Below are 22,645 nucleotides of genomic sequence, written 5' to 3'. Positions count from 1 at the left end.
CGCGGCTCCTAGCCCTGGGCGCCGGGGAAGCCGTAGTTGTGGACGCGGAACACCTCGGGGCGGCCGCCCGTGCTCTGCCAGCCCTGGGCCTCGACGACGGGCATCAGCTTCTCCGCGAAGACGTTCATGTGCAGCTCGCTCTCCCACATGTCGTAGATGTCCAGGCCTTCGGGGCTCACGACGCAGACGTGGGAGAGGCAGCCGTCGAACACCCCGGGGATCGACAGGAGCTCCGCGTGGAGGGCGTCGTACTGCTCCGCCGTGATGCCCGGGACGGTGGCGTGCATCAGGATCGCCATGGCAGGTCACTCCTCGCGTGCGGGGGCAGGCCCCTCCCCGCCGCCCCGTGGCGGCCCCTGTCCACGGGGACAGGACAGCACGCAAACGAGGGGACGGCATCCGCGAACGGCGCCGCCCCCTCGAAGGGCCAGGTCAGGCGGTCTTCGCCGGCTCCGGCTCGGCCACCTTCACGGGAGCCGCGGCGGGCGTGGCCGCCTCGGCCGCGCGCGGCCCGTGCGCTCCGCGCAGGCCGATCCAGCTGATCACCGCGACCAGGGCGAAGGCGACGGCCCCGATCCAGAAGGTGAGGGTGAACCCGGACTCGGCCGGCAGGGCGGGCACGCCCGCGGGCAGGTGCTCGATGGTCTTCGACGCCAGGATCGTGGTGACGATGGCGCTGCCGATCGCGCTGCCGGTGGAGCGGGAGATCGAGTTGATGCCGTTGGCGATGCCGCTCTGGTGGTGCGGGACGCTCGCCATGATGACGGCGGGCATGGCCGCGTAGCCGAAGCTGACGGCCGCGCCGACGACCAGGCCGGCGCCGATCACCGAGAAGCTGTGGCCGTGGTCCAGGGCCAGCCAGCCGAAGCCCACGGCGCCGAGCCCGGCGGCGAGGCCGAGGGCCACGCGCGGCCCGCGGTGGCGGACCAGCTGGCCGCCGATGGGCGAGGCGAGCAGGGAGACGATCGCGCCGGGCAGCAGGAACTGCACGGAAGCGCGCAGGATGGAGGCGTCGAACCCGTAGCCGGTGAGCTTCTCGGGCATCTGGACGAGGTACGAGACGCCCAGGAAGTTCGCGAACATGCCGAAGCCGACGAGGATGCCGGCCAGGTTGGCCATGAGCACCGGGCGGTGGACGAACATCCGCATGTCGACGAGCGGCTCGCTGACCTTGAGCTCCGTGAAGACCCAGACGGCGGTCATGACGGCGGCGCCGGCGAAGCTGCCCAGGGTGCGGCCGGAGGTCCAGCCCCACTCGTGGCCCTGCGAGATCGGCAGCAGGAGCAGCAGGAGGGTGATGCCGAGGGTCAGCGCGCCGAGGAAGTCGGTGCGGCCGCCGGTCTTGTGCCGGGTCGCGGGGACCAGGAAGGCGACGGCGAGCAGGGCCAGGGTCGCGAAGCCGGTCGCCATCCAGAAGGCGTTGCGGTAGTCGGCGTCGGAGCCGGAGGTGAGCAGGCCGGTGGCGACGAGCGCCAGGCCGCTGCCGAAGGCGAGGGTGCCGCTGACCAGGGCCATCGCGCCGGGGAGCTTCTGCGGGCGGACTTCCTCGCGCAGCACCGAGAGGGCGAGCGGGAAGATCGCGGTGGCGGCGCCCTGCAGGACGCGGCCCAGGATCAGCAGCGGGAGCGAGGTCGCGACGGCGGCGATGACGGAGCCGACGACCATGACGCCGAGGACGGCCACCAGCGTGGGCTTCTTGCCGTGCTGGTCGCCGAAGCGGCCGAGCAGCGGGGTGAAGACGGCGGCGGACAGCAGGGTGGCGGTGGTCACCCAGCTCACGTTGGCGGTCGAGGTACCGAGGTCGGTGCGGATGAGGCCCAGGATCGGGACCGGCAGGGTCTGCATCATCGACACGACCATGGCGGCAAGGCTCAGGGCGAAGACGATGATCGTCTCGTTCCTGTTCTTGGCCTCGGCGGGGGCGGGGGCGGCGGTGCTCATGGCTGGCAGGACCTTCTTAGTGCTTCAGATCGCAGATGTTTGATGTCATCAAGTAACTCCGTCGACGGTAGACGTCGATAGTTAAAGTGGTCAAGTAAACAATTGACAATGTCAACCACCTGAGTACGCTCGACGGCATGAGCGCCAGCACCCGACCCGCCCCCACCAAGCTCGAGCTCCTCGAGCTGCTCGCCGCCATCGGAACCGCCCAGTGGCGCGATTTCGCGGCCGCGGCGGCCCACTACGGGCTCACCTCCACCCAGGCCCGGGTCCTCGCCCAGCTCAACGGCCCGCTGCCGATGCGCGGCCTGGCCACCCTCCTCGTGTGTGACGCATCGAACGTCACCGGGATCGTGGACCGCCTGGAGGCCCGCGAGCTGGTGCGCCGCGAGGCCGACCCCTCCGACCGCCGCGTCAAGAACGTCGTGGCCACGGACGCGGGCCGCGAGATCATCCGGCGCGTGCGCGAGGAAATGCAGGCGACGCACGGCGCGCTGGACACCCTCGACGCGACCGAGAGCGCGACGCTCTACGCCCTGCTGGAGCGGCTGCGCCCGACCATGGAGAAGGACGCGTAGGAACGCCCGCGCACCGGGGGGCGGCCGTCAGGCCTCGCGCAGCGCCGCGGCCGCCTGCTCGGGCGCGATGTCGTTGATGAACTGGCCCATCCCGGATTCGGTCCCGGCCGGGTACTTGAGCCTGTCGGCCGCCCGCCGGGTGGTGAACAGCTCCAGGTGGAGTGCGTACAGCTCCCGGCCGGTCCGTACGGGGGCCTGGTGCCAGGCCGAGATGTACGGGGCCGGCGTCGGGAAGAGCCGGTCGAGGCGGCCGAGCAGATCCAGCTGCAGGACGGCCAGCTCGGCCTGCTCGGACCCGGTCAGGGCGGGCAGGTCGGGGACGCGCCGGTGCGGGTAGAGGTGCACCTCGTACGGCCAGCGCGCGGCCTCGGGGACGAAGGCGCTCCAGTGCTCCCCCGCGGCCACCACCCTGCGCCCGTCGGCCAGCGCCTCGTCGCGGACCTCGTCGAAGAGGTTCCGCCCGGTGGCCCGGTGGTGGCGGGCGACCGTGTCCAGCATGCGCCGGGTGCGCGGGGTCAGGACGGGCAGGGCGTAGACCTGGCCGTGCGGGTGGGTGAGGGTGACCCCGATCTCGGGGCCGCGGTTCTCGAAGCAGAACACCTGCTCCACGCCCGGGAGCACGGCGAGCTCGGCGGTGCGGTCGGCCAGCGCCGCGAGCACCGTTCGGGCCCGGGCCGGGCCGAGGTCCGCGTACGAGGCATGGTGGTCGGGGCTGAAGCAGACGACCTCGCAGCGGCCCCCGCCCGGTCCGGACAGGGCGGGGAAGCGGTTCTCGAAGACGGCCACCTGGTAGTCCGGGGCCGGGATCTCGGTGGCCCGGCCCGGAGCGGACGGGCACAGCGGGCACTGGTCCGCGGGCGGCAGATGGGTGCGCCCCTGGCGGTGCGAGGCGACCACCACCCACTCGTCGAGGAGCCGGTCGTGGCGCCGCTCGGAGCGCGTCGCGACGGGCGACAGGCCGCGGGGATCGGCGTGCTCGCGTACGGGACCTCCCGCGGCGGGCCCGGCCCCTTCGGCGCCCTCGTAGTAGATCAGCGTCCGCCCGTCGGACAGGGTCGTACGGGTCTTCCTCACCACGGGCGCTCCCCCGCGGGGCCCTCGGCCAGCAGCACCTCGCCGACCCGCTCGGTGACCGCGGCGGCCTCCTCCGCGGGAAGGGAGTCGGTGACCAGTACGTCGACCTCCTCCAGTGCGGCGAAGGTGGTGAGCCCGACGGTCGACCACTTGGTGCGGTCGGCGAGCAGCGCCGTCCGCCGCGCGGAGCGCAGGAACGCCCGGTTGGTCTCCGCCTCGGCGAGGTTCGGCGTGGTCAGTCCGGTGGCGGCGCCCAGGCCGTGGCAGCCGAGGAAGAGCAGGTCGACGTGGAGGGAGCGGATGGCCTGGTCGGCGATGGGCCCGACGAGGGCGTCGGAGGGGGTGCGGATGCCGCCGGTGAGGATGACCGTCGGGGCGGAGCCGGCGCTGCCGGTCCGGCGGGCGGCCTCGAAGACCTCCGCGGTGCGGACGGAGTTGGTGACCACGGTGAGGTCGGGGACCTCGGTGAGCTCCCGGGCCAGCGCGTGGGTGGTGGTCCCGGCGGACAGGGCGATGGCCGAGCCCGGCGCGACGAGGGCGGCCGCCGCCTTGGCGATGGCCTGCTTCGCCGCCGTCTCCCATTCCGACTTGGCCTCGAAACCGGGCTCGTGGCTGCTGGCCTCGTCGCCGAGGACGGCGCCGCCGTGCACCTTGCGGAGCAGGCCCTCGCGGGCGAGGACGTCCAGGTCCCGGCGGACGGTCATGTCGGAGACGTTCAGGGAGCGGGTCAGCTCGTTCACCCGGACCCCGCCGCGCCGGCGGACCTCGTCGAGGATGAGGGCGCGGCGCTGATGGGCCAGCAGGCTGCCGGGATCGGCCATGCGGCGGTTCCTCTCCTGGGGCACCGGCGTCCCCGGTCGGCAGAAGCATCCTGAGGGATCCAACAGAAGTCAACAGACCCCGACAAAGCCGCAGTTGGGGAAGGCAGCGAGAGCGGCGGCCGGTGTCCGGGGCCACCGCCGGGCGGCGGATTGGCACAGTCCGCTCTCTTGACATGTCCCCGCTACGGCAGTGTGATGTGGGCCGTCCCGTTGGAGTCCGTTCGTTCCTGAGGAGTTCTGCGGGAACCGGCGTACAGGACGTACGTGTCAAGGCGCATTTCCGCACACGCTCTCCCGGAATTCCGGGCCCCACTCCCCCCAGGAGCCGTCTGTGCACTCGTTACGAAGCGCCGTCGCCCGCCGTGTGACGGCGGTCCTCGCGGCCCTGCCCTTACTGGTCCCGGCGGCGGGGGCCGCCGCACTGGCCGGAACGGCGGTGCTCGCGGGCGCCGCGCCCGCCGCCGCCGTGGGCGACGGCCAGGCCCTGACCCCGCCCATGGGGTTCAACAACTGGAACTCCACCCACTGCCGGGCCGAGTTCAACGAGGCGATGGTCAAGGGCATCGCCGACCTCTTCGTCGCCAAGGGCCTCAAGGCCGCCGGCTACCAGTACGTCAACCTCGACGACTGCTGGGCCCTGCCGAACCGCGACGCCTCGGGCAACCTGGTCGCCGACCCCGTCCGCTTCCCCGGCGGGATCAAGGCCCTCGCGGACTACGTGCACTCCAAGGGCCTGAAGTTCGGCATCTACACCAGCGCCGGCACCAAGACCTGCGACACCGCGGGCTTCCCCGGCGGCCTCGGCCACGAGCAGCAGGACGCCGACCTCTTCGCCTCGTTCGGCGTCGACTACCTCAAGTACGACAACTGCAACAACCAGGGCGTGGACGCGAGGAAGCGGTACACGGACATGGCCGGCGCGCTGAAGAGGACCGGGCGTCCCATCGTCTTCTCGCTGTGCGAGTGGGGCGAGAACCAGCCGTGGACCTGGGCATCGAGCCTCGGCCACCTCTGGCGCACCACCGGGGACATCGGCGACAGCTGGTCCTCGATGATCTCCATCGCGCACAGGAACCAGCCGCTCGCGCCCTACGCGGGCCCGGGCCAGTGGAACGACCCGGACATGCTGGAGGTCGGCAACGGCGGGATGACCGCCACCGAGTACCGCACCCACTTCACCCTCTGGTCGATGATGTCGGCGCCGCTGCTGATCGGCAGCGACCTGCGCAAGGCGACGGCCGAGACCTTCGACATCCTCTCCAACCCCGATGTCATCGCCCTGGACCAGGACGCCCTCGGCAAACAGGGCACCGTGGTCTCCGCTTCGGGCGGCCTCGTGGTGATGGCCAAGGAGCTGGCGAACGGGGACCGGGCGCTCTCGCTGACCAACGAGACGGGCTCCACCGCCACGATCTCCGCCAGGACGGACGCCCTCGGCATCGGCAACCGCGCGCCCTACGCCCTCAAGGAGCTGTGGACGAAGGCCGCCTCGACCAACACCAGCGGCACCATCAGCGCCTCGGTCGCCCCGCACGCCACCGTCGTCTACCGGATCACCCCGGGGCCGGCGCCGCTTCCGCCGGCCGGCACCTCCCACCTGTCCGACCTGCCCTGGACGGGCGTGAGCAGCGGCTGGGGCCCGGTGGAGAAGGACCGGAGCAACGGGGAGCAGGCCGCCGGTGACGGCAGGACGCTGACCGTGGGCGGCGCGACGTACGCCAAGGGGCTGGGCGTCCACGCCGCCGGCGCCCTGACCTACCACCTCGGCGGCAGGTGCACCGCCCTGACGGTGGACGTCGGCGTCGACGACGAGAGTTCGCGCACCGGCGCCGTCGTCTTCCAGATCTACCGGGACACCGTCAAGGCCGCCGACAGCGGGGTCGTCACCACGGCGGACCCGGCCCGCAGGCTCACCGCCGATCTGACCGGCGGCCAGACCCTGCGGCTCGTCGTCACCGACGGCGGCAACGGCATCGACTACGACCACGCGGACTGGGCGGCGCCCCGGATCACCTGCGCCTGACCTTCCGTACCCGCCGACCCGGCGCCGCCGGTCCACCGACCCGGTCCGATGAGGGAGCACTCGTACATGTCCATGATCCGGTACCGCCGCGGCGCCGCCCTGGCCGGCGCCCTCGCACTGGCGCTCACCCTGGGGGCCTGCTCCTCCGGCAAACCCGCCCCGGGAACGGGAGGGGGAACGGGCACCGGCAAGAAGTCGGACGGCCCGATGTCCATCGCGTACCTCCAGAAGCAGGGCGACCAGGAGTACTTCGTCTCCGAGGCCGCGGGCGCCAGGAAGAAGGCCGACGAACTGGGCGTCAAGCTCACCGTCGTCAACCTTGGCAACGACGCCTCCAAGACCATCACCGAGGTCAAGTCGGCGATCGCGCAGAAGAACGCGGGCATCGTCATCGTCGTTCCGGAGTCGGCGGTCGGCCCCCAGGTCGCCGCCGAGGCCAAGAAGGCCGGGATCCCGCTGCTCACCTCCGACGACCAGGTGTGCGTCAGCGGCCCCAAGCCCGCCGCCTGCGACAAGTCCGACCTGGTGGCCCGCGTGGGCTTCTCGGGCACCCAGATGGGCGGCGAGGTGGGCAAGCGGGCGGCGGCCGAGTTCACGAAGGCGGGCTGGAGCCCCGCCGACACCCGGATCGTCTACGCCTGGAAGCAGGACACCACCGTCTGCACCGACCGGATCAACGGGGCCAAGGCCGCCTGGAAGGAGGCCGGCGCCCCCGAGGTCCAGACGATCGAGCTCGGTACGGACAACACCCCGGCGGGCGCGCAGGCCAAGGTCGAGGCGACGGTGACGGCGCATCAGGGCGTCGCGCACTGGGTGGTCATGGGCTGCAACGACGAGAACGTCTCGGGCGGGGTCAAGGGCCTGAACAACGCGGGCGTCAAGGGCGCGGACATCGTCGGTGTCGGCCTCGGCGCCTATCTGGCCTGCAAGGACTGGCAGGCGGGCGCCGACAACGGGATGAAGGCGGCGCTCTACATCCCCGGCGACGAGGTCGGCAAACTGGCCGTCCAGGCGATGTACGACAAGCTCAAGAACGGCAAGGAGTTCGCCCCCGAGGCCTTCGCCCCGACCAGGATGGTCGACGCGGGCACCTGGCGGGACGCCGGATTCGGCTGCAAGTGATGACCCCCGCACCTGCACCTGCCCCCGCACCTGCCCCCGCCACGGCGCCCGGACTGCGGGTGGCCGGCGTCGCCAAGAGCTTCGCCGGGGTCCCGGCCCTGAGCGGCGTCAGCCTGGAGTTCCCGGCCGGTTCGGTCACGGCCCTGATGGGCGAGAACGGCGCCGGGAAGTCCACCCTGCTGAAGATCGTCTGCGGCGACCAGCCGGCCGACTCCGGCACGGTCCACGTCGACGGCGCCGAGGTGCGGCTGCGCTCCCCCGCCGACGCGCGGGCCGCCGGCATCCGGTTCATCCCCCAGGAGCCGGAGATCGTCCCGCACCTCACGGTCGCCGAGAACGTCTACCTCGGCGCCCTGCCCACCCGGGGCGGCCGCCGCTTCGACCGGGCCGCGCTGCGCCGCCGGCTCCGGGAGGACCTGGCCCGGATCGGCTTCGGGCACGTCCTCGACGCGGACACCCCGGGCATCCGCCTCACCGCGGCCCAACGCCAGCTCGTCGAGATCCTGCGGGCATTGACGGGAGAGGCGAAGGTCATCGCCTTCGACGAACCCACCTCCTCGCTCTCCGAGCACGAGGTGGAGGCCCTGTTCACGCTGATCCGCGGACTGCGCCGGCAGGGGCTCGCCGTCGTCTACGTCTCCCACCGCATGCAGGAGATCTTCCGGCTGGCCGACCGGGTGGCCGTCCTGCGCGACGGGGAGCTCGTCGGAGTGAAGGACGCCGGCGCCACGGACGAGGGCGACGTCGTACGGATGATGGTGGGCCGGGACCTGTCCGCCGCGCGGAGGGGTTCCGCCCGTCCGCGCGCGGCCACCGGCCGCGTCGTCCTGGACGTACGCGAGGTGACCACCGACGACGTGCGCGGGATCAGCCTCCGGGTCCGGGCCGGCGAGGTGGTGGCCCTGGCGGGGCTGGTCGGTGCCGGCCGCTCCGAACTGGCCCGGGCGCTGATCGGCGATCTGCCGCTGCGCGGCGGGACGGTCTCGGTGCTGGGCGAGGAGATACGGCTGCGCCGCCCCCGCGACGCGATCCGCGCGGGCATCGGGCTCGCCCCCGAGGAGCGCAAGGCGCAGGCGCTGTTCCTCGACCGGTCGGTCCGCGACAACATCGCGCTGGTCGTCCTGGACCGGCTGAGCCGCCTGCGGTTCGTACGACGGTCGGCGGAGAAGGAGCTCGCCCGGGAGTACACCGCGCGACTGCGCGTGCGCACCCCGTCGGTGGACCGGGAGGTGCGCACGCTCTCGGGCGGCAACCAGCAGAAGGTGGTGCTCGCGCGCTGGCTGGCCCGCAGGCCCAAGGTGCTGATCCTCGACGAGCCGACCCGGGGCATCGACGTCGGCGCGAAGGCCGAGATCCACCGGATCGTCGCCGACCTCGCCGAGGCCGGGGTGGCGCTGCTGGTCATCTCCTCCGAACTGCCGGAGGTGCTGGCGCTGGCCGACCGGGTGCTGGTGATGCAGGGCGGCCGGATCACCGGAGAGCTCGACCGGTCCGCGGCCACCGAAGAGGCCGTCCTGGCCCTGGCGATGGCCGACGACCTGACCACGAAGGCGACGGCCGACGGAGGACCCCGGTGAAGGTGAACAGCGCGACCGCGGAAGACGGCGTGTCCGACGAGAGGGCCGGGGCGACGGGCGTCACCGGCCGGGGCGGCCCGGCGCCGGGCACCGGTCGGCGGCCCGGCCGGCGGCTCCTGTCGCTCGCCGGCTCCGTCGGCGGGCAGAACCTCAGCCTGATCGGCGCCCTGGTGCTCGTGCTGGCCCTCTTCGGATGGCTCAACCCCGCCTATCTGACCTGGGCCAACATCAAGGTCATCGGCGACGCGGTGACCATCTCCGGGCTCCTCGCCCTCGTCCAGACGGTGGTGATCATCTGCGGGGCCCTGGACATCTCGGTCGGCTCCCAGGTGGGCGTGGCCTCGGTGGTCTCCGCCATGGTCTTCACCTCCACCGGCGGGAACGCCCTGTTCGGCATCGCCGCCGCCCTGGGTGCGGGCCTGCTCGCCGGACTCGTCAACGGCGCGGTCATCGTCTTCGGCCGGGTCAACCCCGTCATCGCGACGCTGGCCACCCTCGCCGCGTACAAGGGGGTCGCCCAGCTGCTGTCGAAGGGCGCGGCCCAGGGGTACGTGAGCAACGACGACGTCTTCGTCTTCCTCGCGAACGGCGCGGTCGCCGGAATCCCCGTGCTGCTCTGGGTGCTCGCCGTGGTCACCCTCGCCATCCACCTGCTGCTGAAATCGACGGACATCGGCCGCAACATCTACGCCATCGGCGGCAACGACACCGCCGCCCGGCTGGCCGGGATCGGCATCAACAAGTACCTGATCGCCATCTACGGCCTGGCCGGGGTGGTCGCCGCGGTCGCCGGCGTCCTGCTGACGGCCCGGACCGGCTTCGGCCACCCCGTCTCCGGCAGCGAGGGCCTCGAACTGAAGGCGATCACCGCCGCCGCGCTCGGCGGCTGCCTGCTGGCGGGCGGAAAGGGCGGAGTGGGCGGCACCCTGCTGGCCATCACCCTGCTCGGGGCGCTGGACAACGGGCTGACCGTACAGGGCGTGAACCCGTTCTGGCAGAACGTCGCCCAAGGCGCCCTCCTCGTGGTGGCCGTGGTGATCCAGAAGCGGCGGGCCGGGGAGCGGGCGGTGGGACTGCCCACCTGACAGGCGGAGTTCACCGGTTGAAGAGGTGGGTCGCGAACAGCCGCACCCGCCCGTTCAACCGGTGAACTCAGCTTCCTCGTATGCCCGTTGATGGTTCCACGTCTTGACGCCCGTGGGCGGCGGGAGCACAGTGGCCAGCGGCGCCGCTTGAGAGCGCTCTCACAGAGCGGGCCGTCCCCCCAAGAGAGGCCACACCCATGCGTCTCCCCACCGGCAGAAAGCGGCCGTCCGTCCGTCGGGCCGTCATCGCCGCGTTCGGCACGATGGCCGTGGCGACCGCCGCCGCGGCCGTGGTCACCCTGCCCGCCAACGCCGTCGCTCCCCCGCCCCCTGCGGGCTGGTCCCAGGTGTTCCTGGACGATTTCAACGGGGCCGCGGGCTCCGGCGTGAACACCGCGGACTGGCAGTACACCACCGGCACCAGCTACCCCGGCGGCCCCGCCAACTTCGGTACGGGCGAAGTCGAGACGATGACCGCGAGCACCGCGAACGTCTCCCTCGACGGCGCCGGGAACCTGCGGATCACCCCGCGCCGGGACGCCGCCGGCAACTGGACCTCCGGCCGCGTCGAGACCCGCCGCTCCGACTTCCAGCCCCCGGCCGGCGGCAAGCTGCGCACCGAGGCCCGGATCCAGATGCCGAACGTCACGGCCGCGGCGGCGAAGGGCTACTGGCCGGCCTTCTGGATGCTCGGCGCGCCCTACCGCGGCAACTGGTGGAACTGGCCCGGCATCGGCGAGATCGACATCATGGAGAACGTCCAGGGCATCAACAACGAGTGGGCCACGGTGCACTGCGGCACGAGTCCGGGCGGCCCCTGCAACGAGACCTCCGGCATCGGCGGCCAGCGCGTCTGCACCGGCACCACCTGCCAGGCCGGTTTCCACACGTACGCGGTGGAGTGGGACCGCTCCACCGCGGTGGAGGAGATGCGCTTCTACCTGGACGGGGTCAACTTCCACACCGTGCGCGCAAGTCAGGTGGACGCCGCCACCTGGACCAATGCCACCAACCACGGCTACTTCATCATCCTGAACGTCGCCATGGGCGGCGGCTTCCCGGACGCCTTCGGCGGCGGACCCGACGCGGGCACCCAGCCCGGCTACGCGATGGTGGTCGACTACGTGTCCGTACTGCGGTCGACGGGAGGCGCGACCCCGCCGACCACACCCCCGACCACACCCCCGACGACCCCGCCCACCACGCCGCCGTCCGGCAACCGCGACGCGTACCGCACCATCGAGGCCGAGTCGTACGACGGCCAGGCCGGACTGGGCACGGAGACCACCACGGACACCGGCGGCGGCCGGAACCTGAGCGCGATCGCGAACGGCGACTGGGCCCTGTACAAGGGGGTGGACTTCGGCTCCACCGCGGCGACGCAGTTCCACGGGCGGGTCGCGAGCGGAGCGGCCGGCGGCGTGAGCGGACTGGTCGAGGTCCGGCTGGACAGCCGCACGAACCCGCCGATCGGCAGCTTCTCGGTCGCCGGAACCGGGGGCTGGCAGAGCTGGCGGACCGTCCCGGCGAACATCAGCGCCGTCACCGGCACGCACGACGTCTACCTCACCTTCACCAGCGGCCAGGGCGCCGACTACGTGAACGTGAACTGGTTCGACTTCGGACACTGACCGGATCGAGCGGACCGAGGAGACGCTCATGAACGCACGACGACCCCTCCCCCTGCCGCTGGCGGCCGCGCTGATCGCCCTGCTGGGGTTCGTCCTGCCGGCTCCGGCGCGCGCCGCGGCGCACCACGCGCAGGCCGGAGCCGGGGCCTTCCCGATCACCTTCCAGAACAACACCCGCGGGGCGTACCCCGATGCGCAGATCTTCATCACCGTGCTCGGCCAGGTGACGCCCGGCCAGTGGTCGTACATGAAGCCCGACGGCTCCATGGCCCACATCAACCACCTCGACGCCTCCGCGCCCGGCCACCTCACCAAACGGGGGGTCGACTATCCCAACATGTCCTTCACGCTGGCCCGGGTCGGCGGGACGGTGCCCTCCCCCGAGTCGATCCGCGGGGGCCGGATCTACGTCTCGCTCGGCTCGCCCCTCTACCTCCCGGTCTCCCCCGACGACCAGGGCTGGGGCGGTCCCGACCTGCGCAATCCCAACGACCCGAACAGCGACGTGTACTACGACTGGTACGAGTACACCTACGTGCGCGGCCAGGTCGCGTTCGGCGGGAACACCACCCAGGTCGACCAGTTCGGCTTCCCGATGACCTCCCGGCTGCGCCAGACCTCCAGCGGCTACGACACCACCCGGGGCATCACCCGGACCCGCGCCGAGGTCATGCAGCAGTACGCGGCCTCCCTCGGGGCGGCCTTCAAGCCGCTGCAGAACGGCTACCGCATCGTGGCCCCGCGCTCCTCGGAACTGTTCCTCGCGGGCGGGGCGCGGCAGAACCACCTCACGGCCGCCATCGACCAGGCCTGGTCCCACTACACGGCCCATCCGTTCACCCTGACCCGGCTCGGCGAGACCTTCTCGGGGCGGGTCGTGGGCTCCACCCTGACCTTCAGCAAGAACGGCGCGGGCCCCTTCACCCTCCACAAGCCCACCTCGCCGGACGTCATGGCCTGCGCGGGAGCGCTGGCTTCGGGCAACGACACCGAGAAGCAGCTCGGCGCGGAGTTCTGCGCCGCGTTCAACCGGGGCATCGCCCTGGACACCACCGCCTGGTACACCCCGGCGGCGTACTACGGCGGGGCGGCGAAGAACGACTACGCCGACTTCTTCCACACCGTCGGCCTGGACAAGCGGGCCTACGGCTTCCCCTACGACGACGTGGCCGACCAGTCCCCGGTCCAGATCCTCGGCAACGCCGAGCCGCCGACCGGGCTGACGCTCGGCATCGGCTGGTGACCTCCGCCCGTTCGCCGGGAGCGCTCTCAGGCTCCCGGCGGCACGGGTTACCCTGCTCTCCGTCGCGCCAACGGCCCCCGGACCCGCAGGAGGAGTGCCCGTGCCCGAACAGCTTCCAGGTCACCGCCCCACGCTGGAGGCCGTGGCGGAGCGCGCCGGGGTGTCCCGGGCGACCGCCTCCCGCGTGGTCAACGGCGGCGACGGCGTCCGCGCGCATCTGGTGGAGAAGGTCCGCGAGGCCGTGCGGGAGCTCGGGTACGTGCCGAACCCGGCGGCCCGCACCCTGGTCACGCGGCGCACCGGGGCCGTGGCCGTGATCATCGCGGAGCCGGAGATCCGGATCTTCTCCGACCCCTTCTTCTCCCGACAGATCCGTGGCATCAGCAAGGAACTGACCGCGCACGACACCCAGTTGGTCCTGCTGCTGGTGGAGGACCGGGGGGACTACGACCGTATCGAGCGCTATCTGGCCGGCGGCCACGTCGACGGTGCGCTCGCCTTCTCGCTGCACACCGACGACCCGCTGCCCGCGATCACCCGCCGCGTCGGGATGCCCACGGTGTACGGCGGCAGGCCGGGCTGGGCCCCGGTGTCCGGGGGGCACGGCGGGGTCGCGTACGTGGACGCGGACAACCGCGGAGGGGCCCGCGAGGCCGTACGGCACCTGCTGGACCGGGGCCGGCGGAGGATCGCCCACATCGCCGGCCCGCTGGACCAGACCTCGGCGGTGGACCGGCTCGACGGCTACCGGGACGTGCTGCTCGACGCCGATCCCGCGCTGATCGCGGAGGGGGACTTCACCGCGGCGGGCGGGGCGGGGGCGATGGCCGCGCTGCTGGAGCGCTGCCCGGACCTGGATGCCGTGTTCGCCGCGAACGACCTGATGGCGACGGGCGCCCTGCGGGTGCTGCGGGAGCGCGGCCTGGCCGTCCCCGGGGACGTGGCGCTGGTCGGGTTCGACGATGCCGAGCTGGTGGCGGAGACCGCCGATCCGCCGCTGACGACCGTGCGCCAGGACATCGAGGGCATGGGCCGCCTCATGGCACAGCTGCTGCTGCGCACCCTCGACAAGACCCAGGGCGACCGGGCCGTGCCCGCCTCGGTCGTGACCCCGACGGCGCTGGTGCGGCGCGGCTCCGCCTGACGCCGCCCCGACGCACCGCCGCCCCGACGCCCCGACGCACCGGCGCCGCGGCGTCCCGGCGTCCGTCTCGACGGGCGGCGCGAACTCGCCGTGCGGCGCGGGTGATTGTGGACGAATGGGCCCGGCCTCGGGTACGACTCTTGACGGGGCCCCGGCTGCGGGTGCAGGCTCCAGTCGCGCTCTGAGAGCGCTCTCAAATCTGGCGCACTCCCACCCCCGCACCCTGCCCGTCCAGGCCAAGGAGGCCGCCCCATGTCGATCCCCCGAACCTTCGGAAGAACCGCGGTCCGCCTCGGCGCCGTCGCGCTCACCGGAGCGCTCCTGGCCGCCTGCGGATCCGGTTCGGGCGCAGGCTCCTCCGACTCCGCGGGCGGCGGCATCACGCTCACCATCGACCTGTTCGGCGCGTTCGGCTACCAGGAGTCCGGGCTCTACGCCGAGTACGAGCGGCTCCACCCCGGCGTCAAGATCAAGCAGACCGACACCGAGGACGAGCAGGACTACTGGAAGTCGCTGCAGACCAGGCTCGCGGGAGGCGGCGGACTGGCCGACGTCCAGGCCGTCGAGGTCGGCCGCATCGCCTCGGTCACCCAGCAGCAGGCCGGCAAGTTCGTGGACCTGAACCAGTACGGGGCCGGCGCGCTCAAGGAGGAGTTCGCCCCCGCCAAGTGGTCCGCCGCGACGACCAAGGACGGCAAGGTGCTGGGTCTGGGCACCGACGTCGGGCCCGAGGCCATGTGCTACCGCAGCGACCTGTTCCGGGCCGCCGGCCTGCCCACCGACCGCGCCGAACTGGCCACCCGGTGGGCGACCTGGGACGGCTACCTCGAACTCGGCCGCCAGTACAAGGCGAAGGCTCCCGCGGGCAGCGCCTGGCTCGACAGCGTGGGCAGCCTGAACGCGATCATGGTCGGGCAGGAGAAGGAGCGCTACTACGACGCCTCGGGCGCCCTGATCTACGAGAACAGCCCCGCCGTGAAGGCCGCCTGGGACGCCTCGGTCAAGGCGGCGGGCGAGGGGCTCAGCGCCAAGCTGGACCAGTGGTCGCCGCCGTGGAACCAGGCGTTCTCCTCGGGGTCCTTCGCCACCCTGCCCTGCCCCGCGTGGATGCTCGGCTACATCAAGGGCCAGGCGGGAGAGGCGGGCAAGGGCAAGTGGGACGTCGCGAAGCTGCCCGGCGGCGCGGGCAACTGGGGCGGCTCCTACCTGGCGGTCCCGACCGCGGCCGCCCACAAGAAGGAGGCGTACGAACTGATCAAGTGGCTCACCGCGCCCGAGCAGCAGACCAAGGTCTTCCGCGGACAGGGCAACTTCCCCTCCGCCACCAAGTCGATCGGGGCGATAGCCGACGCCAAGGACCCGTACTTCTCGGACGCGCCGATCGGCCGGATCTTCGGTGACGCCGCCGAGCAGGCCCCCGTCCAGGTGCTCGGCCTGCACGACAAGGACATCGCCGACCAGATCAACAACGCGCTCAGCGAGGTGGAGCGCAAGGGCACGGCGCCCGAGACGGCCTGGTCGAACGCGAAGAAGGCCGTCAAGAATGCCCTCGGCTGAGCCACTGGCACCGAAGCCGCCCGCGGCTCCGGTGGCGCCGGCGGCGCCCCTGGCCGCCCCGGAGCCGCCGGAGCCCTCGCCCCGGCGGCGCGGGCGGCCCGCCTCGCTGTCCCCGTACGCCTTCCTCGCCCCGTTCTTCACCCTGTTCGCCGCGTTCGGGATCTTCCCGCTGCTCTACACCGCGTACGTCTCCCTCTACCGCGCCGAGCTCCAGACCCCCGGCGAGCTGGAGTGGCGCGGGCTCGGCAACTACGCGGCGCTGTTCACCGATCCGTTCTTCCGGACCGCGCTGCGCAACACCTTCACCATCGGCGTGCTGTCCACCGTGCCCCAGCTGCTGATGGCCCTGGGGCTGGCCCACGTACTCAACTACCGCTTGCGCGCCCGGACGTTCTTCCGGACCGCGCTGCTGCTGCCGTACGCGACCTCGGTCGCCGCCGCCTCGCTGATCTTCGCCCAGCTCTTCGGGCACGATTTCGGGCTGATCAACCGCCTGCTGGACCTGGCGGGCATCCACCCGGTCGACTGGCAGAACGGCACGGCGGCCTCCCAGATCGCCGTCTCCTCCATCGTCGTCTGGCGCTGGACGGGCTACAACGCGCTGATCTACCTGGCCGGCATGCAGACGATCCCGACCGAGCTGTACGAGGCGGCCGAGGTCGACGGGGCCTCGCGCCTGCGGCAGTTCCTGCACGTGACCCTGCCCGGGCTGCGGCCCACGATCGTCTTCACCGCGATCGTCTCGACGATCGGGGCCACCCAGCTGTTCGGCGAACCGCTCCTGTTCGAGGGTTCGGTTTCCGGCGGCATCTCGCACCAGTACCAGACCCTCGGGCTGTACATGTACGAGCAGGGCTGGGGCTTCTTCCACCTGGGCCGGGCCGCCGCCATCGCCTGGGTGATGTTCCTGCTGATCGTGATACTGGTCGGGGCCAACTCCTGGATCGCGCGCCGCCGTTACCGCAAGGAGGCCGTCCGATGAGCGCGAGCGCCTCCAACCGGCGCGGCGGCAGGCTCACCTACGCCGTCCTGATCTGCGCGGTGCTGGTCTCGGCCTTCCCGCTGTACTGGACCCTCGTCGCGGCCAGTCGTACCAATGCCGAACTGGCCCGTCCGTTCCCGGCCTTGCTGCCGGGGCCGCGGCTCCTGGACAACTTCCGGGCCGTCCTGGACGAGGCCGCGATCGGCAAGGCGCTGCTCAACTCGCTCATCGTCTCCGGGTCGATCACCGTCGGCACGGTGCTCTGTTCCACGCTGGCCGGGTTCGCCTTCGCCAAGCTCCGCTTCCGCGGCCGCGGGGCGCTGCTCGGCGCCGTCGTCGCCTCGATGATGATCCCGCCGCAGCTCGGGGTGATCCCGCTCTTCATGCTGATCGTCGAACTGCAGTGGGTGAACCAGCTCCAGGCCGTCATCCTGCCCGGGCTCGTCTCGGCCTTCGGGGTGTTCTTCATGCGGCAGTTCCTGGTGCAGTCGCTGCCGGACGAGCTGATCGAGGCGGCCCGGGTGGACGGGGCCTCGCACGCCCGGATCTTCTGGTCGATCGTCGTGCCGATCGCCCGTCCGGCCATGGCCGTCCTGGGCCTGCTGACCTTCATGACCGCCTGGAACGACTTCTTCTGGCCGATCGTCGCGCTGTCCTCGCAGGAGCCGACCGTCCAGGTCGCACTGCGCCAGCTGGGCGGCGGCTACGTCCACGACCAGTCCGTGATCATGGCGGGCACCCTGCTCGGCACCCTGCCCGTGCTGCTGGTCTTCGGACTGCTCGGCCGCCAGATCGTCGGCGGCATCATGCAGGGCGCGGTCAAGGGCTGACGCAGCGGCCCCCGGCCCTCCCCTCACTTCCTCTGGAGTCTTCATGACCACGCTCGACGCGTCCCCCCTCGCGACGACGGGCCTCGCCTTCCCGGCCGGTTTCCGCTGGGGCACGGCCACCGCCGCCTACCAGATCGAGGGCGCGGCCGCGCTGCACGGCCGGACGCCGTCCATCTGGGACACCTTCAGCCACACCCCCGGAAGGGTGCTCCACGGCGACACCGGTGACACGGCCGCCGACCACTACCACCGCCTGGCCGAGGACGTGGCCCTGCTGCGGCGGCTGGGCGTGAGCGACTACCGCTTCTCGGTGGCCTGGCCGCGGGTCCAGCCCACCGGCCGGGGGCCCGCCGACCGGCGCGGCCTGGACTTCTACCGCCGGCTCACCGACGCCCTGCTGGCCGCCGGGATCCGGCCGGTGGCCACCCTCTACCACTGGGACCTGCCGCAGGAGCTCGAGGACCTCGGCGGCTGGCCCGTACGGGAGACCGCCGAGCGGTTCGCGGAGTACGCGGGGCTCGTGGCCGGGGCACTCGGCGACCGGGTGGCCGCCTGGACCACCCTGAACGAGCCCTGGTGCTCGGCCTTCCTCGGCTACGCCTCCGGCGTGCACGCCCCGGGCCGCACCGAACCGGAGGCCGCGCTGCGGGCCGCGCACCACCTCAACCTGGCCCACGGCCTGGGCACGGCGGCCCTGCGCGCGGCCCTCCCCCCGTCGGCGGAGGTCTCCCTGACGCTGAACCTGCACGCCCTGCGGCCGCTGACACGCTCCGCCGCCGATCTGGACGCGGTGCGCCGGATCGACGCGGTGGGCAACAGGATCTTCCTCGACCCGGTCTTCCACGGGCGTCTTCCGCAGGACCTGGTCCGGGACACCGCCGGGGTGACGGACTGGTCCTTCGTCCGGGACGGCGATCTGGCGGCGGCCGCGTCGCCGATCGACTGGCTGGGCGTCAACTACTACTCCCCGACGGTGGTCGCGGCCGCCGAGCCCGGGCTCGCGGCCGCGGCTTCCGGGCCCTCGCCGTGGGTGGGCGCCGAGGAGCACGTGCGCTTCCTGCCCGCGCCGGGGCCGCGGACGGCGATGGACTGGCCCGTGGACGCGGGCGGCCTGCACGAGCTGCTGGTCCGGCTGCGCGACGAACTGCCGGGCATGCCGCTGATGATCACGGAGAACGGAGCCGCGTACGCGGACTACGCCGACCCGGAGGGCGAGGTGCACGATCCCGACCGGATCGGCTATCTGCACGGCCATCTGGCCTCGGTGCACCGGGCGATCGAGGACGGGGCGGACGTGCGCGGGTACTTCGTGTGGTCGCTGCTGGACAACTTCGAGTGGGCGTACGGCTACAGCAAGCGGTTCGGCCTGGTCCACGTGGACTTCGCGACCCAGCGGCGCACGCCGAAGGACAGCGCCCGCTGGTACGCCGACGTCATCGCCCGGGGCGGGCTGCCAGCCTGACCACCGCCGCCCGGCCCCGGGTGCGCAGGGTGCAGGCGGCGGCGCCGGTGATCAGAACGGCGTCGTACGGGCCGAGGGAAACCACGGCTTCGGCCTCGGCCTCGGCTTCGGCTTCGGCTCCCGCTCCGGCTCCGGCTCCGGCTCCGGCTCCGGCTTCGGCTTCGGCTTCGAGTTCCGCCGGACCCTGCAGGGCGACCAGCAGCAGGGTCTCCCCCGGCTCGGCGCGGAGCGCGAGGGCACCCCGTACGACCGCGGTCCGCGCCCGCACCCGGTCCCGGCGGTACATCACGTTGAAGTTCACGACGGGCCCGTCGAGGAGCCGGCAGTCGGTGGGGGCGTCGCCGGGGAAGTCCTGCGGTGCGTAGCGCTCGTCGACGAGGCGGCGGGCGCCGGCCACCGTGAGGTCCATGCCCGCTCCCTCGGCGAGGGTCAGCGTGCGGTCGACCCCGGGAAAGGCCGAGAACGGCCCGTCGGCGGCCACCTCCGCGAGGCTGATGCGCCAGCCGAAATCGGCCATCGAGGCGCCCTCGGGCCAGGCCGCGATCTCGCGGGTCACCCCGCCGCCGTTCTTCCAGGCGACCGCCGCGCGGTCGCCCGCGCGCAGGATCCGGACCTCGTTGCCGCCGGCCATGGCGTCGTTCCTTCCGTCGGGTGCGCACCGCCCTGTGCGGGGCGGTGCGTTCCCGGGCGGCCGTGGCCGAGCCTATCGACCCCGCGGTCTACCCGACCGAGAGGTCGTCCGCGTGGACCGCGCCCTGTCCGTACCAGCCGTGCAGGTAGACGGTGACCGTGCCGGAGGCGCCGGTCGTGAAGGGGACCGTCAGCCTCGACCAGCCGGTCGAGCCGGTCCACGTACTGGCGCTCGCGCCGCCCCGGACCCCCAGGTAGGCGTAGCCGCCCTGCACCCAGCCGGCCAGCGTGTACTTCGTGTTCGGGGCGAGGGCCAGGGTCTGGGAGCACTCGCCCGTCCCGGAGGAGGTGGGTGCGGCCTTCAGGGCGTACGAGCCCCCGTGTGCCGGGGCGGACACCACCGCGCCGCCGCTCTCGCAGGTCCACGGGGCGAGGACGCCGCTTTCGAAGCCGCCGTTGACCAGTGCGCCGCTGCCGCCGCCCGGGCCGGAGACCGTGAGGGTGAGGACGGCGGTGTGGCCGAGGCCGCCGGCGGTGCCGGTGACGGTGATCGGATACGTACCGGGGGCGGCCGAGGCGGAGGCGGCGACCGTGAGCCGGGCCGAGCCCCCCGCCGTGACGGAGGCCGGGTCGACGGAAGCGGTCACTCCGGCGGGTGCTCCGGAGGCCGTGAGGGCGATGGTGTGCGCGGTGCCGGAGACGACCGTCGTGTTCAGGGCGGCGGTGGTGGAGCCGCCCGGCGCCACGGAGGCCGAGCCGGGTGTGACGGCGAGCGAGAACTCGTCGGCGACGGGACCCCCGCCGCCCGTGAACGGCGCGAAGGTGTGGCTGAAGTACCAGGGGTCCTGGACGATGCCCGAGCAGGAGTCGGAGCCGCCGGTGCCGGGGCAGCCGCCGTTGTCGCGCTGGAGCGCCCAGAAGGACAGCGTGTTGATGCCCTTGCCCACCGCCCAGTCGCGGACGGCGGCGGCGTCGGCGGTGGTGAAGGTCTCGGCGGGGCCGTAGTCGTCGATGCCCGGCATCTCGGTGACGCCGATCATCCCCCAGAGCTGGGCGGGGGTCTTGGCCGGGTACAGGCCGGCGAGCTGGTCGTAGAGCCCGGCGGCCGCGGTCTGGGTGTCGGTCGCCATGTGGTGGGTGGCGCCGTCGTAGTAGTCGAAGGTCATCAGGTTCACGACGTCGACCCGGGCGCCCGCCGCCTTGGCGCTCTTGAGGACCGCGAGCCCGCTGCCCGCGAGCCCGCCCGTGGTGGTGGGCAGGGTGTACGAGACCTGCAGGGGGCGGCCGTTCGCCGCGGCCCAGTCCTGCACCTTCCTGATCGCCTGGTTGCGCCGGTCGACGCCCGCCTTGTTCGTCAGCGAGTTGTCCTCGATGTCCATGTCGAGCCGGGACACCTCGTAGGTGGTGATCACCTTCTCGTACGCGGCGGCGATCGCGTCCACGCTGGTGCAGCTGTCGGCGATCTCGGTGCCGCCGTTGTCGGCCGCGTAGCCGCCGAAGGAGGGGATCACGTCGCCGCCGCGCGAGCGGATGGTGGCGAAGTCGGCCCCGAAGACGGAGGCGGAGACGGGCTGTCCGGTGTCGCCGTTCCAGTAGGGGGTGCACGAGCCCCTGGCCTCGGTCTGTACGAAGGCCATGGTCAGGTACGTGGCTCCGGACTTCTGGGCGAGGTCGGCGGGGCTGTCGCCGTTGTACGCCTCGAAGTACGGGGCGAAGACGTGCGCGGGCAGCGGGGTCGCGGCGTGGGCGGCGCCGCCGGTCCCGAGGACGAGTCCGGCGGAGGCGAGGACCGTGGTCAGGGCCGCGAATAAGGCAGGGAGGGGCCTGGGACGTCTCATCGATGCTCCCGGTGGGGCGCGAGCGAACGGGCGGACGCCCCATGATTGGTCTGGACCAGGTGCGGGTCAAGGGGTCCGGACCGCTTCGGTTGCCGCAGCGGGAACGGGAGTTACAGGAGGCTCCTGGCGGTGAGGGGCAGCGAGACGCGTCCGGGGTGTTCGAAGTCCGCGGCGGTGCCCTCGGCGGCGTCCGCGTCGACCGCGTACACCATGAGCGGGCTGCTGCCCGTGGGGCCCGTGGCGGTGGCGCGCAGCCGGTAGCGCTCGGTGCGGACGGCCTCGGGGGCGAGGGCGGCGCCGCCCGCGTAGAGGTGGGCCGGCTTGGCGTCGGTTGCGATGCGCAGGTCGACGGCGCGCCAGGCACCGGTGGCCGGGTCGCGGCGTTCGAGGACGAAGGAGGCGGCGGGTCCGGGGAGGTCGCCGGGCTCGCCGGTCAGGGGCTCCATCTGGAAGGCGACGAGCAGATGCCGGTAGGCCTGGGAGTCGCCGTTGCGGACGGTGACCGTGAACTCCTGGGCGGGTCCGCCGCGGACCAGGTGCAGCGCGCCGCCGGGGGTCACCGCGGTCAGGGACAGCCGGGTCGCGGGGGCCGGGGGCGCCGGCGGCGTCTTCGCGGGCGCGGCCGGGGACGCGGCGACGGGGGTGGCGGTCGGGGTGGGCGTGGGCGCCGGTGCGGAGGCGGTCGGGGTGGCCGGTGCGGTAGCCGCCGGGGACTCGGAGCCGGAGGGCGAGGGGCTCGCCGGGCGGGCGGAGGCGGCCGGGCGGTCCGGGTGGCCGGAGCAGGCCGTCAGGACGGCCGGGAGCGCCGCCAGTACCGCCGAGGCGATCAGCAGACGGGGTCTGACGTGCATGGTGGGCCCTCCTACGGCTCCCGTGAGGGCAGGACCGTAGCAAGCGCGGCCCACCGGTACGCAGGGGCGGCGGATGACACTTCGGTATCGGTTGGCCGGGCGCGGGAGCCGGGTCGGGCGCGGGAGCCGGGGGCGGGCGCGGGAGCCGGGGGCGGGGGCGGGGGCCCCCCCCACCCCCCCCCCCCCCCCGCCGGCCCCCCCATAATGCCCCCCGGCGGGACCGGGGGGCCCCGGGGGGGGGCCTAACCACCCCCGC

The 22,645-nt window shown here is 72.9% G+C and carries 19 protein-coding genes; 12 read left to right on the top strand and 7 right to left on the bottom strand.

What is annotated here, in order from left to right; genetic code table 11:
• Positions 1-8: 8 nt before the first annotated feature.
• Together ACFYZS_RS37025 and ACFYZS_RS37020 are read right to left on the bottom strand one after the other, a co-directional pair.
• Positions 9-299 (bottom strand): hypothetical protein, encoded by a 291-nt coding sequence (locus tag ACFYZS_RS37025; protein ID WP_389022874.1) that lies wholly within the window; start codon positions 297-299, stop codon positions 9-11.
• Between the two features lie 133 nt (positions 300-432).
• Entirely contained in the window at positions 433-1,941 is a 1,509-nt protein-coding gene (locus tag ACFYZS_RS37020) for an MFS transporter (protein ID WP_389022871.1), read from the bottom strand.
• Positions 1,942-2,078: 137 nt separating this feature from the next.
• Here ACFYZS_RS37020 and ACFYZS_RS37015 point away from each other — a divergent pair, with 137 nt between their 5' ends.
• Positions 2,079-2,519: a MarR family winged helix-turn-helix transcriptional regulator gene (locus tag ACFYZS_RS37015; protein ID WP_389022868.1), complete on the top strand. Its 441-nt coding sequence runs from the start codon at positions 2,079-2,081 to the stop codon at positions 2,517-2,519.
• Positions 2,520-2,546: 27 nt separating this feature from the next.
• Here ACFYZS_RS37015 and galT read toward each other — a convergent pair whose 3' ends face one another.
• Both galT and ACFYZS_RS37005 read right to left on the bottom strand, forming a co-directional pair.
• Positions 2,547-3,593, bottom strand: coding sequence for a galactose-1-phosphate uridylyltransferase (galT, locus tag ACFYZS_RS37010; protein ID WP_389022905.1), 1,047 nt, complete (start codon positions 3,591-3,593; stop codon positions 2,547-2,549).
• Positions 3,590-4,414 carry a DeoR/GlpR family DNA-binding transcription regulator gene (locus tag ACFYZS_RS37005; protein WP_389022865.1) on the bottom strand — a complete coding sequence of 275 codons (825 nt, stop codon included), beginning with the start codon at positions 4,412-4,414 and terminating at the stop codon, positions 3,590-3,592. Before ACFYZS_RS37005 ends, galT begins: the two co-directional genes overlap by 4 nt.
• Before the next feature lie 496 nt (positions 4,415-4,910).
• Here ACFYZS_RS37005 and ACFYZS_RS37000 point away from each other — a divergent pair, with 496 nt between their 5' ends.
• The 11 genes from ACFYZS_RS37000 (at position 4,911) to ACFYZS_RS36950 (ending at position 19,070) form a co-directional block, all read left to right on the top strand.
• The gene (locus ACFYZS_RS37000; protein WP_389022903.1) at positions 4,911-6,437 is read left to right on the top strand and encodes an NPCBM/NEW2 domain-containing protein; all 1,527 of its coding nucleotides are present in this window, start codon (positions 4,911-4,913) and stop codon (positions 6,435-6,437) included.
• Between the two features lie 66 nt (positions 6,438-6,503).
• Positions 6,504-7,559: a substrate-binding domain-containing protein gene (locus tag ACFYZS_RS36995; RefSeq protein WP_389022862.1), complete on the top strand. Its 1,056-nt coding sequence runs from the start codon at positions 6,504-6,506 to the stop codon at positions 7,557-7,559.
• Positions 7,559-9,136 (top strand): sugar ABC transporter ATP-binding protein, encoded by a 1,578-nt coding sequence (locus tag ACFYZS_RS36990; RefSeq protein ID WP_389022860.1) that lies wholly within the window; start codon positions 7,559-7,561, stop codon positions 9,134-9,136. The genes ACFYZS_RS36995 and ACFYZS_RS36990 overlap by 1 nt, the downstream gene beginning before the upstream one ends.
• The gene (locus tag ACFYZS_RS36985) at positions 9,133-10,221 is read left to right on the top strand and encodes an ABC transporter permease (protein WP_389022857.1); all 1,089 of its coding nucleotides are present in this window, start codon (positions 9,133-9,135) and stop codon (positions 10,219-10,221) included. The genes ACFYZS_RS36990 and ACFYZS_RS36985 overlap by 4 nt, the downstream gene beginning before the upstream one ends.
• Before the next feature lie 197 nt (positions 10,222-10,418).
• Entirely contained in the window at positions 10,419-11,852 is a 1,434-nt protein-coding gene (locus ACFYZS_RS36980; RefSeq protein ID WP_389022854.1) for a glycoside hydrolase family 16 protein, read from the top strand.
• Positions 11,853-11,880: 28 nt separating this feature from the next.
• Positions 11,881-13,095: a glycoside hydrolase family 64 protein gene (locus ACFYZS_RS36975; RefSeq protein WP_389022851.1), complete on the top strand. Its 1,215-nt coding sequence runs from the start codon at positions 11,881-11,883 to the stop codon at positions 13,093-13,095.
• A 100-nt stretch (positions 13,096-13,195) separates the two neighbouring features.
• Entirely contained in the window at positions 13,196-14,239 is a 1,044-nt protein-coding gene (locus ACFYZS_RS36970; protein ID WP_389022849.1) for a LacI family DNA-binding transcriptional regulator, read from the top strand.
• A 252-nt stretch (positions 14,240-14,491) separates the two neighbouring features.
• Positions 14,492-15,796 (top strand): ABC transporter substrate-binding protein, encoded by a 1,305-nt coding sequence (locus tag ACFYZS_RS36965; RefSeq protein ID WP_389022846.1) that lies wholly within the window; start codon positions 14,492-14,494, stop codon positions 15,794-15,796.
• Positions 15,783-16,778, top strand: coding sequence for a carbohydrate ABC transporter permease (locus tag ACFYZS_RS36960; RefSeq protein ID WP_389022843.1), 996 nt, complete (start codon positions 15,783-15,785; stop codon positions 16,776-16,778). Before ACFYZS_RS36965 ends, ACFYZS_RS36960 begins: the two co-directional genes overlap by 14 nt.
• The gene (locus tag ACFYZS_RS36955; protein WP_389022840.1) at positions 16,775-17,608 is read left to right on the top strand and encodes a carbohydrate ABC transporter permease; all 834 of its coding nucleotides are present in this window, start codon (positions 16,775-16,777) and stop codon (positions 17,606-17,608) included. The genes ACFYZS_RS36960 and ACFYZS_RS36955 overlap by 4 nt, the downstream gene beginning before the upstream one ends.
• A gap of 43 nt (positions 17,609-17,651) precedes the next feature.
• Positions 17,652-19,070 carry a GH1 family beta-glucosidase gene (locus ACFYZS_RS36950; protein WP_389022838.1) on the top strand — a complete coding sequence of 473 codons (1,419 nt, stop codon included), beginning with the start codon at positions 17,652-17,654 and terminating at the stop codon, positions 19,068-19,070.
• Here ACFYZS_RS36950 and ACFYZS_RS36945 read toward each other — a convergent pair.
• From ACFYZS_RS36945 to ACFYZS_RS36935, 3 genes are all read right to left on the bottom strand, one after another.
• Positions 19,042-19,701: a HutD family protein gene (locus tag ACFYZS_RS36945; protein WP_389022835.1), complete on the bottom strand. Its 660-nt coding sequence runs from the start codon at positions 19,699-19,701 to the stop codon at positions 19,042-19,044. The two genes, ACFYZS_RS36950 and ACFYZS_RS36945, sit on opposite strands and share 29 nt — an antisense overlap.
• Positions 19,702-19,789: 88 nt before the next feature.
• Positions 19,790-21,538 (bottom strand): glycosyl hydrolase family 18 protein, encoded by a 1,749-nt coding sequence (locus ACFYZS_RS36940; protein ID WP_389022832.1) that lies wholly within the window; start codon positions 21,536-21,538, stop codon positions 19,790-19,792.
• Between the two features lie 110 nt (positions 21,539-21,648).
• Positions 21,649-22,389, bottom strand: a complete 741-nt coding sequence (locus ACFYZS_RS36935) for a hypothetical protein (RefSeq protein WP_389022830.1) — start codon at positions 22,387-22,389, stop codon at positions 21,649-21,651.
• Positions 22,390-22,645: the final 256 nt, after the last annotated feature.

The sequence above is a fragment of the Streptomyces sp. NPDC001903 genome (assembly GCF_042891345.1).
GTDB lineage: Bacteria > Actinomycetota > Actinomycetes > Streptomycetales > Streptomycetaceae > Streptomyces.
Note: the sequence above shows the minus strand (reverse complement) of the source record. Positions and strands in the feature narration are given on the sequence as shown.